At 68.8% G+C, this 13,680-nt stretch carries 25 protein-coding genes and 1 tRNA gene; 12 read left to right on the top strand and 14 right to left on the bottom strand.

All coding sequences use genetic code 11. The annotated features are described in order from the left end of the window. The first annotated feature begins 43 nt into the window (after nt 1–43). The gene (locus VK611_25015) at nt 44–397 is read left to right on the top strand and encodes a helix-turn-helix transcriptional regulator (GenBank protein HMG44619.1); all 354 of its coding nucleotides are present in this window, start codon (nt 44–46) and stop codon (nt 395–397) included. A gap of 336 nt (nt 398–733) precedes the next feature. Here the strand turns inward: VK611_25015 and VK611_25020 are convergent, their stop codons facing one another. Genes VK611_25020 through VK611_25035 form a run of 4 tightly spaced genes read right to left on the bottom strand, consistent with a single transcriptional unit; the run spans nt 734 to nt 1,516 of the window. After that, the gene (locus tag VK611_25020) at nt 734–976 is read right to left on the bottom strand and encodes a hypothetical protein (GenBank protein ID HMG44620.1); all 243 of its coding nucleotides are present in this window, start codon (nt 974–976) and stop codon (nt 734–736) included. After that, nucleotides 973–1,206, bottom strand: a complete 234-nt coding sequence (locus tag VK611_25025) for a hypothetical protein (GenBank protein HMG44621.1) — start codon at nt 1,204–1,206, stop codon at nt 973–975. The genes VK611_25020 and VK611_25025 overlap by 4 nt, the downstream gene beginning before the upstream one ends. Continuing rightward, nucleotides 1,203–1,349: a hypothetical protein gene (locus VK611_25030; protein ID HMG44622.1), complete on the bottom strand. Its 147-nt coding sequence runs from the start codon at nt 1,347–1,349 to the stop codon at nt 1,203–1,205. The genes VK611_25025 and VK611_25030 overlap by 4 nt, the downstream gene beginning before the upstream one ends. Next, nucleotides 1,346–1,516, bottom strand: a complete 171-nt coding sequence (locus VK611_25035; protein ID HMG44623.1) for a hypothetical protein — start codon at nt 1,514–1,516, stop codon at nt 1,346–1,348. The genes VK611_25030 and VK611_25035 overlap by 4 nt, the downstream gene beginning before the upstream one ends. Nucleotides 1,517–1,731: 215 nt before the next feature. On the opposite strand from VK611_25035, the gene VK611_25040 reads away from it, so the two are divergent. Continuing rightward, nucleotides 1,732–1,902: a hypothetical protein gene (locus VK611_25040; GenBank protein ID HMG44624.1), complete on the top strand. Its 171-nt coding sequence runs from the start codon at nt 1,732–1,734 to the stop codon at nt 1,900–1,902. Here the strand turns inward: VK611_25040 and VK611_25045 are convergent. From VK611_25045 to VK611_25070, 6 genes are all read right to left on the bottom strand, one after another. Then, entirely contained in the window at nt 1,899–2,042 is a 144-nt protein-coding gene (locus tag VK611_25045) for a hypothetical protein (GenBank protein ID HMG44625.1), read from the bottom strand. The two genes, VK611_25040 and VK611_25045, sit on opposite strands and share 4 nt — an antisense overlap. Then, nucleotides 2,042–2,260, bottom strand: coding sequence for a hypothetical protein (locus tag VK611_25050; protein HMG44626.1), 219 nt, complete (start codon nt 2,258–2,260; stop codon nt 2,042–2,044). Before VK611_25050 ends, VK611_25045 begins: the two co-directional genes overlap by 1 nt. 165 nt (nt 2,261–2,425) lie before the next feature. Then, a complete protein-coding gene (locus VK611_25055; GenBank protein HMG44627.1) occupies nt 2,426–4,618 on the bottom strand; it encodes an FtsK/SpoIIIE domain-containing protein in 2,193 nt (730 codons plus the stop codon). 32 nt (nt 4,619–4,650) lie between these two features. Beyond that, a complete protein-coding gene (locus tag VK611_25060; protein ID HMG44628.1) occupies nt 4,651–5,487 on the bottom strand; it encodes a DUF2637 domain-containing protein in 837 nt (278 codons plus the stop codon). Then, nucleotides 5,484–5,621 (bottom strand): hypothetical protein, encoded by a 138-nt coding sequence (locus tag VK611_25065; protein HMG44629.1) that lies wholly within the window; start codon nt 5,619–5,621, stop codon nt 5,484–5,486. Before VK611_25065 ends, VK611_25060 begins: the two co-directional genes overlap by 4 nt. Further along, nucleotides 5,621–5,836: a hypothetical protein gene (locus tag VK611_25070; protein HMG44630.1), complete on the bottom strand. Its 216-nt coding sequence runs from the start codon at nt 5,834–5,836 to the stop codon at nt 5,621–5,623. The genes VK611_25065 and VK611_25070 overlap by 1 nt, the downstream gene beginning before the upstream one ends. A 134-nt stretch (nt 5,837–5,970) precedes the next feature. Between VK611_25070 and VK611_25075 the strand changes: the two genes are divergently transcribed. The 4 genes from VK611_25075 to VK611_25090 all read left to right on the top strand — a co-directional run bounded on the left by VK611_25075 (nt 5,971) and on the right by VK611_25090 (nt 7,737). Then, entirely contained in the window at nt 5,971–6,123 is a 153-nt protein-coding gene (locus VK611_25075; protein HMG44631.1) for a hypothetical protein, read from the top strand. Then, nucleotides 6,120–6,533, top strand: coding sequence for a DUF6283 family protein (locus VK611_25080; GenBank protein ID HMG44632.1), 414 nt, complete (start codon nt 6,120–6,122; stop codon nt 6,531–6,533). The genes VK611_25075 and VK611_25080 overlap by 4 nt, the downstream gene beginning before the upstream one ends. Then, nucleotides 6,533–7,018, top strand: coding sequence for a hypothetical protein (locus tag VK611_25085; protein ID HMG44633.1), 486 nt, complete (start codon nt 6,533–6,535; stop codon nt 7,016–7,018). Before VK611_25080 ends, VK611_25085 begins: the two co-directional genes overlap by 1 nt. Nucleotides 7,019–7,116: 98 nt before the next feature. After that, nucleotides 7,117–7,737 (top strand): tyrosine-type recombinase/integrase, encoded by a 621-nt coding sequence (locus tag VK611_25090; protein ID HMG44634.1) that lies wholly within the window; start codon nt 7,117–7,119, stop codon nt 7,735–7,737. An 11-nt stretch (nt 7,738–7,748) separates the two neighbouring features. Here VK611_25090 and VK611_25095 read toward each other — a convergent pair whose 3' ends face one another. Next, nucleotides 7,749–9,287 carry a recombinase family protein gene (locus tag VK611_25095; GenBank protein HMG44635.1) on the bottom strand — a complete coding sequence of 513 codons (1,539 nt, stop codon included), beginning with the start codon at nt 9,285–9,287 and terminating at the stop codon, nt 7,749–7,751. A gap of 132 nt (nt 9,288–9,419) precedes the next feature. Here VK611_25095 and VK611_25100 point away from each other — a divergent pair, with 132 nt between their 5' ends. The 6 genes from VK611_25100 to VK611_25125 all read left to right on the top strand — a co-directional run bounded on the left by VK611_25100 (nt 9,420) and on the right by VK611_25125 (nt 12,083). Continuing rightward, nucleotides 9,420–9,623 (top strand): hypothetical protein, encoded by a 204-nt coding sequence (locus VK611_25100; GenBank protein HMG44636.1) that lies wholly within the window; start codon nt 9,420–9,422, stop codon nt 9,621–9,623. Continuing rightward, nucleotides 9,620–9,847, top strand: coding sequence for a hypothetical protein (locus VK611_25105; protein HMG44637.1), 228 nt, complete (start codon nt 9,620–9,622; stop codon nt 9,845–9,847). Before VK611_25100 ends, VK611_25105 begins: the two co-directional genes overlap by 4 nt. 228 nt (nt 9,848–10,075) lie before the next feature. After that, nucleotides 10,076–10,219: a hypothetical protein gene (locus VK611_25110; GenBank protein ID HMG44638.1), complete on the top strand. Its 144-nt coding sequence runs from the start codon at nt 10,076–10,078 to the stop codon at nt 10,217–10,219. 256 nt (nt 10,220–10,475) lie between these two features. Continuing rightward, entirely contained in the window at nt 10,476–10,679 is a 204-nt protein-coding gene (locus VK611_25115; protein HMG44639.1) for a hypothetical protein, read from the top strand. An 11-nt stretch (nt 10,680–10,690) separates the two neighbouring features. After that, nucleotides 10,691–11,035, top strand: coding sequence for a hypothetical protein (locus tag VK611_25120; GenBank protein HMG44640.1), 345 nt, complete (start codon nt 10,691–10,693; stop codon nt 11,033–11,035). Between the two features lie 268 nt (nt 11,036–11,303). Then, a complete protein-coding gene (locus VK611_25125; GenBank protein HMG44641.1) occupies nt 11,304–12,083 on the top strand; it encodes a type II toxin-antitoxin system HicB family antitoxin in 780 nt (259 codons plus the stop codon). Nucleotides 12,084–12,294: 211 nt separating this feature from the next. Here VK611_25125 and VK611_25130 read toward each other — a convergent pair. From VK611_25130 to VK611_25140, 3 genes are all read right to left on the bottom strand, one after another. Next, nucleotides 12,295–12,369, bottom strand: a tRNA-Met gene (locus tag VK611_25130). Between the two features lie 90 nt (nt 12,370–12,459). After that, nucleotides 12,460–12,807 carry a hypothetical protein gene (locus VK611_25135; GenBank protein HMG44642.1) on the bottom strand — a complete coding sequence of 116 codons (348 nt, stop codon included), beginning with the start codon at nt 12,805–12,807 and terminating at the stop codon, nt 12,460–12,462. A 216-nt stretch (nt 12,808–13,023) separates the two neighbouring features. Further along, a complete protein-coding gene (locus VK611_25140) occupies nt 13,024–13,473 on the bottom strand; it encodes a hypothetical protein (protein ID HMG44643.1) in 450 nt (149 codons plus the stop codon). Nucleotides 13,474–13,680 lie beyond the last annotated feature (207 nt).

A 13,680-nucleotide genomic window follows, 5' to 3' on the forward strand; every position in this document is an offset into this window, starting at 1 on the left:
TGCATCTTGCGCACGACGTACGTTCCGTACGACAATCGCAAGCGTGCCCGACGCTGCGGACCTCACTGAGGCGTTCGCTGGCGCCGTCGCCGAGCTGGAGGACCGGGGTTACACCCGCGAGCAGATCGCCGAGCGACTCGGCGTGAAGGCACCGACGCTCAGTCGGTACGTCACTGGCAAGGCCGGCGTCCAGGTGGAACACCTGCCGATCATCGACACCCTGCTGGGTGAACGCCTGGGCTACGTGTTGAGACTCGCCGGGTTCGTCGACCCCGAGACCGACACCCGCACGACGCTGCGTACCGACCGGGGACTAGAGCCGGACCAGCGCGGGATCCTCGTGAAGATCTACGACGGGTTCCTGGAGCTACTGGCGTCGCGCTCCGGCGGCAGCTGAGCCGATCGCTCCAGCGGCTCCCTCTAGCACCAGGAGCATGGCGTCAAGCCGTCGCTCCAACGCCTCGACCCTGACCGCGAGATCGCCACTCCCACTGTCGCTGCTTCCCCCCGCGTCGTTGCGGGTACCGCCTTCTGCCGGTCGTACCATCCGGATTTGCCTCCCTGATCATCCCCACCCCTGGGTCAGGTCTGCGGCGTTGTTCACATCACGTTAAGTCAAATACCTCACCACACGTGACGTAGGAAACACAAGGGTTCACCACCTATCACCGGGTGTTAACTCAGGTGGCCCCCCGCCCAGGGGCGGTGTTACATCCGGGCGGGGGACCACGATCTACTCGACTGCCTTGCCGTCGAACTCGGCGGCGGGGCAAGGGCAGAAGCCGGCGCCGTCGTCGTCAGCGACGACCCAGTCGCCGACCCGCACCGTGGCCCACGCCTTGGCCTTGTCGACCCACAGGCTGAGCTGCTCGCCTGGGACGTCTACCCGGATGCGGTCGGGGTCCGCGAAGTCGCAGACCGCCGGGAAGTTGACTCCAGTCCATTGAACGGCGATCACCGGCTTGCGGTCGCTCATGCCCGCCCCCAGTACCGACGGGCCCAGCGCCACTGCGCCACCGCGGCTGCAAGGTGACAGGGCTTCCACCAACGGAACCGGTCGGCCCCGTCCGTGTAGGGCGGCTGCTCGATGCGGCGCCACACGAACCAGCGTCCCTCGTCCTGGTACATGCGCTGGCCCTTCACGACGTTGAGATGGCGGCGCATGCCGGGCGTGATGTTGAGCACGGGCCTGTCGTCGTCACTCACGGCGACGTCTCGATGTGGAAGACGAGCTGGTCGACGAGCTCGCGCAGCCGGTCGGGGTCGGCGGTGTGTCGGGCCTGGTCCTGGATCTCACGCACCCGGTCAGGTGTGAGCGGCGCCCGGTAGTCCTTCGGGGAGTCGGTCACCTCGTCATCTCCCGGTGGCGCTGGTGCCCGGCTGCGGTGAGCATGTCGTCGAGCACATCGGCGCAGCGTTGCCCGGCGGCGTAGACGTCACCTGTGGCGAACTCTGCCACCGTGGCGACGTCGATGCGGTCCGCCATCTCGTGGAGCCGGCCGGCGAGCTGTGCCACCTCAGTGGGACTTGGCTGCTGGGTCCTTCTAGGCTCACCCATGGTTGTCAACCTCCTCGGGGTTGATTGCCACGGCCCGGGTGTCGTTACGGCGTCGCCCGGGCCACTTCGCGTGGTCACGAAGGTAGGCGACATTGTCGGCGATGTCCACGGTCTCACCATTGGCGACGATGTAAGACTCGCTCGCGATGGGCGCAATCGGTAGAACTCCCGCCGTGGGAAACGTGGTGGTGAAGATCGACGACGACCTCCACGCCCGCGCACGGGCACTGCAGGTCCGCAAGCCAGGCACCTGGGCCGAGTGGGTCGAGGCCGCCATCGCCGAGGCCGTCGAACGCCAAGAGGCGGAACGGGCCGAAGAGGACCGCAAGAAGCGCAGCCGTTAGCCGTAGGGCCAGCGGCGCTTGCCGTGCTGGTGGTCGCCGCGGTGCCGGGCGGGTAGCTCGCAGTTCACGGTCCCCCACCACACGTGGGTCCAGCCGGGGCATGGTTCCTGCAAGCCGAGGAGGCGGGCGATGGCACCCATCACGCCTCCTTCGTTTCGGCTGCGAGCCTGAAACTGACGGAGCGGGAGAGCGCCCCGGCACCGGGCGTGGAGAGGACATCGGCGGTGATGACGTCGGCGACGATCTCGTAGCGTTCCTCGTCGGAGGTGGCGTTGCGATACTCCTTCACCGTCATCTCGTCGAGGTCGATCGTGCCCTGGGCGTCCCGGGTCTGGGTGAACTCGTAGTCGGCCTGCATGTGGTGCTCCTATCTGGGGTGGCGCGCGGCGCTAACCCCTGTTTCGGCCGGTTTCGGCTCTCATCGGGGGTGGAGGGTCAGGGGATAGAGTGCAGGTCAGAGGCCCTGTCGGGTCTCATCGGGGGGGATAGGATCTGCGCGATAGGGGGATAGGGGGATAGGGCGTCAGTCGGTGGTTTCGGGGGGTGAATCGGGCACTTCGCCGGCCTTCTCGACCAACACGTCGAGGACCTGTTTCAGCTCGAAGCCCTTGCGGTTGCACTTCGCCCCGCCCTCGACGGGGGTGGCCCACGTCTGGTTGCCGGCGTCGATCCCGAACCGGCCGAGGGCGGCGGCGAGGTCGCTCTGATCCCACGTCTCGTAGAGGCCCGGGTAGGTGCCAGTCAGGCGGGCGCACAGCACCGCGGAGTGGGCCTTGTCCTCGCCCTCGAACGCGGCGGCGACGTGGTTCAGGACCTGGTCCGAGAGGGCCTCGTCCTCCTCCCCCGCAGCGACACCGGTCAGGGTGCCTTCGCCTTCGCGTAGGGCACGGGCCCGGTTGGCGACCTTGGTGGCGGCGGGGAGGTCCATCAGGTGGGCGTGGACGGTCTGGCCGCCCTTGTCGACGAGAGCCCCGTCATCGGCGCCGAGCAGGATGCAGACGCCCTTGTCGGTGGCTCGGAACTTCGACGTGTTCAACCCGGCCCGGGAGCTGCCCGAACCGAGGATCATCTCGGAGGCTTCGTCGGTGATCATGCGCAGGGCGATGCGGGTGCCGAACAGGTCCCGGAAGTCGGTGTTCATGATCTTCGAGCTGGGCCGTTGCGTCGCCAGCGCCAGGATGATCCCGGCGCCTGACCCTCGTTGGGCGAGGATCGTGAGGGCCTCGAGGATCTTGGTGCCGTACGCCTTGTTCTGCAGGTAGACCTGGAACTCGTCGATCGCCAGGAACGTGACCGGCATCTTGAGCTTCCGGTCCCTAGCGAGTGCCCTGGTCAGCTTGCCTTCGGGGCAGCGGTCGTCGGGGAGGCGGCTCATCTTCTTGTACCGCTCGTCCATGTCCCGGACCAGGTCCGTCGCGGTGGCGAGCAGGGCTTTCGCGACCTCGTCGGAGGCGCCGGCACCGAAGGCGTGGCACACCCGCTCGAACGGGGCGTGGTCCTTGCCGCCCTTGCCGTCCCACAGCAGGAGCTTCACGTACGGGTCCATGGCGGCGGCAGCGATCAGGAGCCGCAGCACGAACGTCTTGCCCATCCTCGGCAGGGCCCCGATCAGGACATTGGTCCACAGCATGAGGAACTCGACCAGCTGGTCCTTCTCGTCCTGCCCGAACGGGACTTCCTGCCACACGTCGAACTTCGCTGCCTTGACCAGCGGGGAGGTGACCGCGGGCCCGGAGAGCGGGTCGTCATCGGCGATCCACAGCTTGACCTGACCGGCGTGACCTTGGGGTCCGGTGGCCTGTTCGATGAACAGGCGTCGCTCGCTGATCCGGAGGCCGGCGGCGATGTCGGTCTTGCGCTTGATCGCCAGCTTGGCGGTGAAGCCCAACGGCAGGTCCACGATGGCCCCGTAGCCGGCCTTCTCCCGGTAGACGCCGGGGGCCGCGAAGTCCGGGGCGTCAGGGCCGGTGACTTCCTTGCACAGCTTGGCCCCGTAGAGGGCCATGACGATCATGTCGGGAGTGATCTTGCGGGCCTGTGGGGACGACGTGACGGCGGACTCGATGTAGGGCCGGTCCATCGGCCGGCCCCACCAGCCGAGACCGAAGACCACGGTCAGGACCGTGGGGGCCACAGTCTCCCACCGCGTGAGACCAACGACGACGAGGGCCACGGCCGCGGCGGTCCCGAGGACCGCGACGGGGACCCGGGAGCGGACCTGGTCCCGGCGTTCGCGGGCCACCCGCATGTAGGGCCCGTAGTCCCGGGTCGTGATCGCGTGTTCCGCCGCGGACCATTCGACGTCACGCGACTCGCGGACCCTCGCCCACCTGCCCACACTCACGGCGAGGCGGCCGAGGCCACGGGGCGACCACAGCAGGTTGAGGCCCACGTACTTCGGCAGGCGGATCACGTGAAAGGCGGACACGTGGTAGGCGTGGTTGGCGGCGAACCGGATGGCGTCGGCGGGTTCGCGCAGGGCCTCGGGGACCAGCGGCCTCCGGTCCCGTTCGGTCCAGTGGTCCTCCGCGACGTAGGGCCGGGGTGGGACCACGGTCCGGGTGGGCCGGTCCCCGACCAGGCGGACCGTCTGGTCCTCGGGGCCGTCGTCGTCGTGGTCCCAGTTGGCCCCGCCGGACCCGGGGGTCCAGTCGTGGTCCCCGTTGGTCTCGGGCTGGTCCCGGCCGGCCCTACGTCGGAGCCAGCCGGGGGCCACGTCCCCGCGGTACAGGCGACGCCACAGCGGGTTCATGGGTAGCGGCCGGCGATCTCGGTGGCCTTCGTGGTCCCGATCGTGTGGCCCTCGGCCCGAACCTTCGCGGTGAGGGACCGGCGGGTGACACGCTGCCCGTTGTTGGCCATCTGCTGGGCGATCAACTCGGCTGCTGTCGTGTCGGCGTCCCCGTTGGAGCTCGCGGGCGGGGCCGTGAGGGCCGGTCGGTCGAGCTGGGCGGGGGCCAGGCGGCCGAGGCGGTACATGACCCGCTGGCGGCGCGGTGCCTTCCACCGGTACGCGACGGCGCCGTGTGCGTCCTGTAGGTCGCTGCGGGCCAGGAGACGGTCCTGCTCGCGGTCGAGGGCTTGCGGGTAGGAGCGCAGCTCCCACAGGACCATGCGGCGCCACAGCAGCAACGTGGGCAGCGGGGCGAGCAGCCACCGGGAGGGCCGGATCCGGTCCATCCTCGGCGCACCCCTACCCGACAAGCCGGCGAGGGTGCGGACCACGTGGGCGCCGGCCTCGACGGCGACGACCCACAGCAACGGGAGCACACCGTGGGCGAGCTGGCCCACCAACGTGACCTCGCCGGCGACGTTGAGGTACACGGTCGTCCCCACCAGCGCCCAGGGGACGAGGCGCAGCCACCGGGTCCGCATCCCCATCCGGGCCATGAGCAGGTCCAGGCCGGTGAACGCGGCGATGCCGATGTCGATGCCGAGCGGGACCGTGGGGGCCAGGTCACCGAACGAGGGGCGGACCGCTTCGGCGACGTGCGTGAAGCTATTGACGGCGCCGATCAGGCCGAGCGCGGCCACGAGCCCCACCACCGCGTGGGTGGCGTAGCGCTCCCACTCGTTGGTGTTCACCAGCCCTTCCCCCCGGACGCGACCGCCCACGTCAGGAGCAGGGTGATCGTCAACCCGCGGTGACGGCGGGCGAACGCGACGGCGGCACGGGTGAGGCCGTACACGCACCTCACGAGGAGGACCGGTGCGACCATCACGCGATGTTCCCCTGGCCCAGCCCGGAGGCGACCGCGTTGATGATCGACGTGAAGATCTCGAGGCTCTCGGCGGCGAGGGTGTCGACCATGCTGCCCGGCTCGGAGGCCTTGAGCAGCAGCATCCCGAGCAGGACGTGGGGGAGCTGGACGCCCTTCATCTTCCAGGCGGCCAGTACGACGATCAGGAGGAGGAGGCCGAGCGAGACCGTCATGGCGTCCGCGCCTTGGTCTTAGTGGACATGAACGGCACGGTAGCACGGGCGTAACGCCCATCCCGCTCTTCCCGCCTGTTACGCTTGGTGTTCCATCCGGGATGACCGGGACGCGCTAGACGTAGGGGATGAGTGTGCTGAAGATCGAGAACTTTCCAGGCGACCTACACAAGAAGCTGAAGGGCCTGGCGGTCGACTCGGAGGAGACCCTGCGAGAAATCATCATCAGGGCTGCAGCCACCGAGGCGGAGCGCATGGAGGCCGAGCGTCAGGCCAGCGGCCAGTGAGCGCTCCGCTGTTCGCAGCGCCGCGGCCGTGCAACACCTGCCCGTACCGGCGCGACACCCCGCCGGGCGTCTGGCACCCGGACGAGTACGCCAAGCTCGCCACCTTCGACGACCAGCACGACGGGTCGCTGCCCAACCTCGCAGTGTTCCGCTGCCACCAGCAGACCGCCACCAACGTGCCGACCGTGTGCCGTGGCTGGCTGTCGGTCCACGCCCACACGCCCGCGATCCGTATGGCCGTCATCACAGGGCAGGTCACGGTCGACCAGGTGTTCGCCGAGGTCGATGTGGAGCTCTACGAGACAGGCGCCGAGGCGTGCGCCGCCGGCATGGCCGGTGTCGAACGGGTGAGCTCTCAAGCGTCACGAGCCATCGACAAGCTGCAGCGCCGCGGCGTGGGGGTGGAGTGATGGCCAAGGTCCGCACCCACACCCGCGTAGTGAAGGGCCGCACCCAGAAGGTCAAGGCGCACAGCCGGAAGCTGCAGCCCGCCCGGGCCCGCGCCAACATCCGCCGGGCAGCCCGCCACGGACGACGCAAGCAGTACGGCGCCGCCGCGATCGTCGGGTGCGCGGCCGCGGCCGAGATCGGAGGCTGGGTCCTCGGCCGCGGCGTCGGGGTCGCGCTCGTCACGATCGGCATCGCCGCGCTCGGTACCGGGGTAGCCCTCCGCCGCGCCACGCCATCCACCCCGCGCCCGACCCGTCGTGCGCCGGGGACCGTGCGCCCCGTCCCGTCCCGCGGGCCGTCCCTCTACGAGCAAGGCCGACAGGCCAGGGCAGCCGACAAGCGCAGCAGCCGCGGCTACGACCACAACACCCCGACACCCAAGTTCCGTGGTGAAGACGACCCCGGCCGCGCCGAGTGGAACCGCGGCTACGAGGGCGGCGAGTGACCGGTTTGGTACCGCTTCCACCCTCCGCCTCGGTTTGGGTGCAGATGAGTACCGCTCCGTTCAAGCATCACCACTAACGCTGCGAAAGGACCCCCAAAGTGCCCGCGCCCGCGCCCCCGACGAACAAGGGCCAGAAGTTCCCACCCGAACCACTCACCGCCGACGAGGTCCACCGCCTGCTGAAAGCAGCATCGAACCGATCGTCGTCCGGGATCCGGGTCCGGGCGCTCATCGCAGTCATGTACGGCGCCGGTCTCCGCATCGCCGAGACCATCGACCTCTACCCGCGGGACGCCGACACAGAGGCCGGGACCGTGAGGGTGCGCCGTGGGAAGAACTCGAAGTGGCGGTTCGTCGGCCTCGACCCCTTCGCTTGCGGACTGGTCGACCGCTGGCTCACCCGTCGCAACGACCTAGGACTGAACGGCCGGCACCCCATCTTCACCACGTACTCCGAGGGGAACATGGGCACTCCACTCAGTCAGCGCTACATCCGCACCGCCCTCAGCCGGCTCGCCGAGCGGGGCGGCATCGAGAAGCGCGTCCACCCGCACGGCCTACGGCACTCGTTCGCGTTCGACCTCGCCCAGCGTGGCATCCCCATCCACCAGATCCAAGCGCAACTCGGTCACGAGTCCCTGTCGGGGACGGAGCGGTACATCTCCCACCTCGCACCCATGGACGTCGTCGCGATGATGCGCAACCGGGACTGGAGCTAGGAGCCGACCCTCTAGCGCCACTCGATCACGACGCGCCCTGGGTCGAACCGTTGGATGCCGGGCGTGGGACGGCCGATGACGATGCGGGTGATGTGGTTGCCGATGACGTGCCGACGTTCGTTGTCGTCCATGAGCGCCCAGTCGGCGACGATCGCTGTCGGGTCGATGTCGGCTCGTGGGGTGGGGAGAGCCGCGAGCTCGGCGGTGAGCGTGGACTTGCGGTGGTCGAGCCCGGCACGGGCGGCGTCCCACTCGTCGTCGTTCAGCTCGCCGGCTCCCCACTGGCGGGCCCGTTGCACCCGACTGTCGTCGAGGTCGGTGATGGCCGCCGCCAGTTCCTCGCGCCGTTCGGCGACACCGTCGGCGCTAGCGGCGCCGGCGAGGAACTCGGGGGACTGCAGGTAGGTGAGCAGCTCGTCGTAGACGTGGTCCTCGAGGGCCTGGGCGACGATGGTCGTGTGCCCGCATCCGGTGGGCGTCGTGTCGCTGACGGCGATACAGGCGTAGCGTCGCTGCCATCCGCTGGGGTTCTGGCGGCCCTTGCCGTTCAGTCGCCACTTGCACGCCGCGCAGTAGAGGTAGCCGGTGAGCGGGTAGCCCCGCGACGGGACCCGGGGCTTGCCGGTGATGTAGGGCTTGCCGTCGTTGCCGACGACCTTGCGGGGCTTCTCCAGGAGGGCGCACACGCGGCGCCAGGTGACCTCGTCGAGGATCGGTTCCCAAGTGCCGTCCGTGTGGTCCTCACCCATGTGGACACGGCGCCCGGCGACCCCCGGTTTGGTGACGACCGCGGTCACCTTCTGCGGCACCCACAGCAGGGAGACGTAGCCGATGATCACGTCGTTCTTGAGGCGCGGTCGACCGGCGCGTTTCGGCAGGCAGGCGGGGAGCCCGAACGCGAGACGCATCGCGTTGAACTGGTTCAGCCGTCGGGCGATCTGCGCCCGGGCCCAACCGGAGAGCAGCGCCGTCGCCATCCACCGGACCACCTCGGCTTCGACCCGGTTGACGACGAGCGTCTTGCGGCCGTCCTCATCGACACCGTGGTCGTAGCCGTAGACGGCACCGGAGCGAGGGCGGCCTTTGTCGGCGAGGTCCTGCATCGTGTCCTTGAGCCTCTCCCTCAGGCGTTTACGTTCCCGGTAGGCGAACACGTTCTTGACGTCGGCGACCTCGTCGAGGGTGACGATGCCTTCCCGGTTGGTGTGGACTTCGGTGATGCCGACGTCGTCGAGGTCGATGGTCAGGTCGACCCAGCGCCGCCGGTTGGCTTCGAGGCGGGTCATCTCGACCGTCCAGATGTGCCCCACCTCACCCGCGAGGATGGCGGCACGGAGGTCGTCGTAGCCGGGACGTTGGACGTTCTCGTCGAAGGCCGTCAGGTTGTTGTCGGGGAACACCCGCACCGCGACGCCGGGCCAGTGCTCGGCCGCGTAGGCCCGGCCCCATTCCTCTTGGCGTTCGACGCCCTCGCCGCGGCCGGACTTGTCGACGGATATCCGCACGTAGATGGCCACGTAGCGCTCGGTCAAGGGAGCCAGCGTCGTCATAATCCCGGAAGGGTACTAGACACAACCCCTAGAACCTGTCATTGTCCTAGGTGCACCTCTTCGGGTGTGCATCCGGGGTGTGTCGAGCACCACCGGACGCCGGACACACCCCCACTAAGGAGGGCGCATCCAATGAACGACGCTACCGAGGACGTCAACACCACGCCGGACTTCACCAACTCCGCCTACCACGTGCAGACCGGGGACGGTTGGAGCGAGCCCATGAGCTACGACCAGGTCCGGGCGCTCCAACCCAAGCTCACCGAGGCCGAGTGGCAGCGTATCGAGGCGCTGGAGGCCACCGTGGGCCGGGCCCATGAGGGGGACATGCCGTGACCTCCACCACCGAAGTGCCGAAGGTGGTGCGCCAGTTGCGCGGCGCGCAGCAGCTCGCAGCGACCCTGACCGCCGTCTATCCAAGCGAGACGCTCACAGTCGCCCGCGAGCTGCCACCCGAGGGCTGGGCCTTCACCGCCCAGTACGTCGGCATCGACCCGCCGCCCGACGACACCGTGGCGCTCACCCTCGAGCTGCTCCGACAGAACGGCGAGGGCTCGTGATGGGCGAGCACCGCTGTAAGCCGGGCCGCAAGACTGTGGACCGTCGATGCACTTGGCACTCCGAGCACTTCTGGTGCAAGGACTGCGAGGGCTACTACGGGGTCGCCCACGACGGGGAATGCCACACGGCCCGAAAGGGACGGGGTGGCGTCATCAACGGCCACCCGTCACCTGCCTGCGCCTGTCGCTGGTGTGTCGAGCGCTACCGCACCGCCAAGGAGGCATGACGTGCGCACCCTCTACAAGCTGCTGTCCATCCTCGGGACGTTGAAGGCCGCGAAGCGTGGCCCGGCAGCGCTCGGACGCAGGCAGGTGCGACGTGTCGCCAACCGCGAGTTCAACCGTCGGCTGCGACGATGGGTGAAGGTGTAGTGGCGAGCGACGCAGAGAGAGCGAGGGAGACCAAGGCTCGGCTCTCCAGTCCCGGAGGCTGGGGCCAGGTCGGCAGCGCGACCGAGCACCAGCGGTACGCCAAGCAGGTCGGCAGTCGAAGCCGGCGTCGTTGCCCGTGGTGCCCGAAGGGTCAGCGGCCGCGGGCCACGCACGTTGGCATGGCCAACGGTGTCGCACTCACCTCCGGCTGCGAGTGGCACGTGGCTATGTGGGTGCGAGGCAAGGAGGACTAGCCATGACCCCCGACACCCCGACGCTGACCGAGGTGGGCGACTTCACCGCCGACCTGCGCGACCTGTCCCGGCGGCTGATGCGCTTCGAGGACATCCCGGCCGGCGAGCTCGCGGACTTCCACACCCGGAAGCAGGCGCTGCTCGAACGCATCGAACCCGCAAGTACCGTGAGCGACACCCGGCTGTGGCGGCCGGACCGGAGCTAGGAGAAGGCGAGATGGCGAAGTACACCGGCTCGGTCAGAGAAGCGCTCAACCGGTGGCGGAAGCCCCACATCCACAGCATCGACACCGAGGCCCACAGCACCAACGGGTTGCAAGGTGCGTCGGTGTCGATTCGCTCGGCGACCGGTGAGGTGACGCTCATTGTGACCAGCGTCGCCGTTGAGTCTGGCGCCGGGCAGCTCGATGAGGTCTACCGATCCTTCGAGCTGCTGACGCATGCACCAAGCGACGCTGCGATGCTCGCCTCAGAGGTAGAGCGCCTGACGGCGCAGGTCGCAGACCTCAAGATCGCTTCTGGCCCCTCCCCTCCCGGTACTACCGGAGATGGAGGCGAGTAATGGGCGATGGCCTGTTCTGCGACACGTGTGGCAAACCGATCACCGGTGTCGCCAACACGCGAGCCATCTGGGACGGAGCCGAGACCTCGGACAGCTGGGCATGGCATCCGACCTGCAACCCGCCGCCGTTCCCCCAAGATGGACCTGCCGAACGGGTCGGACCCGGCGAATGGGTCGACATCACCGACCACGTCGTCGATGCAACCGTCAGCCCCGGTCGGCCTCCCGGTACTACCGGACAGGGGCGGGACACAGAAGGAGGCGAGGGGTGAGCGAGCCGCAGCGACGATGGTGGTGCGTCAAGATGAACCTGCTCGGCGACCCACCCGTCGAGGACACGTCCGGCATCACCTGCGGTCCGGACCAGCAGTGCACCGGGGGACGCCGGGAAGGCGCGGCCTGCGGGTGGTATCTGCTCGTGCCGGAACCTTACGGCGACGAGCCTGACGAAAACGCGGAGCCCTGCGACTGGGGAGGCGTCATGCGCGGCCGACTGGGTGCCGGCGGTGACGTGGCGCCAGTACACAGTCGGCTTCGGGCGGGACAGCGAAGACGGAGGCGAGAAGTGATGGGCGTCGATGTCGTGTTCAAGGCCAGGCCGTTCACCGTCATCTCGTCGGACGCCTATCGAGAGTTGCGTCAGGCATTCCATGAGACGTTCCCGGACGACATGCCGGAGGAGTCCCACCGCTACCCGGACCTGCTGTGGGACGAGTACGAGCGGGTGCCGACCATCGAGGTCCGGTCACTCAGCCGCTACTACGGGCCCGGTTATGAGCGGGGGCAGTGGCCCAACATCAAGACGATGGGATCGCGGGTACGGCTGATGGGCCACAAGCCGTGGGACCTGCCGTGGCGTCGAGCCGAGAGACGCCGAGGCAAGCGGGAGTGGCGCATCGAGGTCTGGCCCGATGAACTCGATGGCGGATTCGGTGCCGAATGCGTGGACCTGCCCGGCTGCATCAGCCAAGGCGACACCGAAGTCGAAGCCAGAGCGAACCTGGATGACGCCATCGACGAATGGCTGGCAGCCGCCGACCGCGACTGACCCGGACGCGCAACAGCCCCCCGACCCGGAGGCCGAGGGGGGCTGCAACGTGGTGCCGCTACGAACCGACAGGTTCACGCTTGACGCACCGCAATGGGAGGCGGCAGCCAAGGGCGCCAGCGACCACCTCCGAGTTGAGAAGTGCCACCCTCGCATCGGTTCGACCCGAGCACAGCTGCCTTTGGGGGCGGCGTGGGTACCCCGCAGCTCGTGGCAGCGATGGGATTTGAACCCACGACCTCAGGGTTATGAGCCCTGCGAGCTGACCGGACTGCTCCACGCTGCTGGCCCTCAGCGTAGCCCGGAAGCGGCACTGCCCCCACCAGCCGAAAGCCAGTGGGGGCAGTTGGTTGTTGCAGAGCTTCGTAACCCGGCCTCAGCGTACGTCGATGACCTCGGGCCGGTTTGGCACGGCCCAGACGCCGGCAGCCACAGCGGCGGCGATGGCGACGTTCAGCCACAGGGCGTTGGTCATGTGTTCCCCGTTGGCGAGGTAGCCGCCCAGCAGACCGAGCCCGGCGAGCGCACCCGCGGTGACGGCCTTGGCCTTGTCCCACAGCGGCAGGCCGACGTTGGCGGTGACGAACACGGCGAACGCGGCGACGCCGGCCGTGGCGACCTGCACCCACTCGGGGTGCGTGATGGTGTCGTCGGTCATCGCGGCGGCGACCGCCATCACGACGGCGCCGATCACTGCGGTGATGGACTTTGCGTAGGCACTCACCGGAGACTCCTGGCTCCGCCGGCACGGTTGAAGGCCCGGCGGATCTCAGCCGCCAGATCCTCCGGGGCTTTGCCCGTGAAGTGGATCTTCACCTCGATCGATGGAGTCGGGCAGCCATCGCTAACGGGAACGCAGCACATTCTGTCCTCCTTGTTGGATTCGGGCGCGACGGTCTGGGACCTCGCGCACACGCCGAGGGGTCGTGGTAGGTGATGATCACGGCGTGGTCTCGACGTCGACGCAGACACCGGCGCCCGGGTCCCAGCGGCGGTCGGGTAGCTCGTTCACGATCTGCTCGAGGGCAGGGGTCAGCTGCTCGGTGAGATGCGCCCGGTAGGCGGCGATGTCTTCGGGGGAGGCGGCGGTCACGGTGAGGATCAGAGCCTCCCCGCCCGCGGTCCCTGACGCGACGCCGCCATCGAGGACCATGTCGCGGAGGATGCGGCGGGTCTCGGCGGCGTCGTCGCATGACCGCTCGGCGGCTGCGAGGCGGGTGGCTTCGATGGTGGCGTCCTGGCGTTCCTGCCGGTCGTTGAACGTCTCCTGGCGGATGAACCCCCACACCGATGCGCCGCCGAGGACGACGAAGCCGAGGAGGACCCCGGCGAGCGACTGGCGGACCGACACGGCCCGGCCGTCACCGACCGTGTCGTCGGTGGCTTTCACTGGGCTGCGTCCAGCCACCAGGCCACGACCGCACCCACGGCGAGGGCGATGAGGGCGAGCCGATCCCGGTAGATGAACAGCAGCCGCATCACACCTCGGCTCCCGGGTCCGGGACCAGCGGCGGAGGAGGAGGCCCGGTGCGCACCTTCCCATACAGACGCGCCGCCTCCGTGCTGCCAAGCGCCGCGCCAATGAACGCCAACGCCG

It is taken from the genome of Acidimicrobiales bacterium (genome assembly GCA_035316325.1).
Taxonomy (GTDB): domain Bacteria; phylum Actinomycetota; class Acidimicrobiia; order Acidimicrobiales; family VFJN01; genus DASXTK01.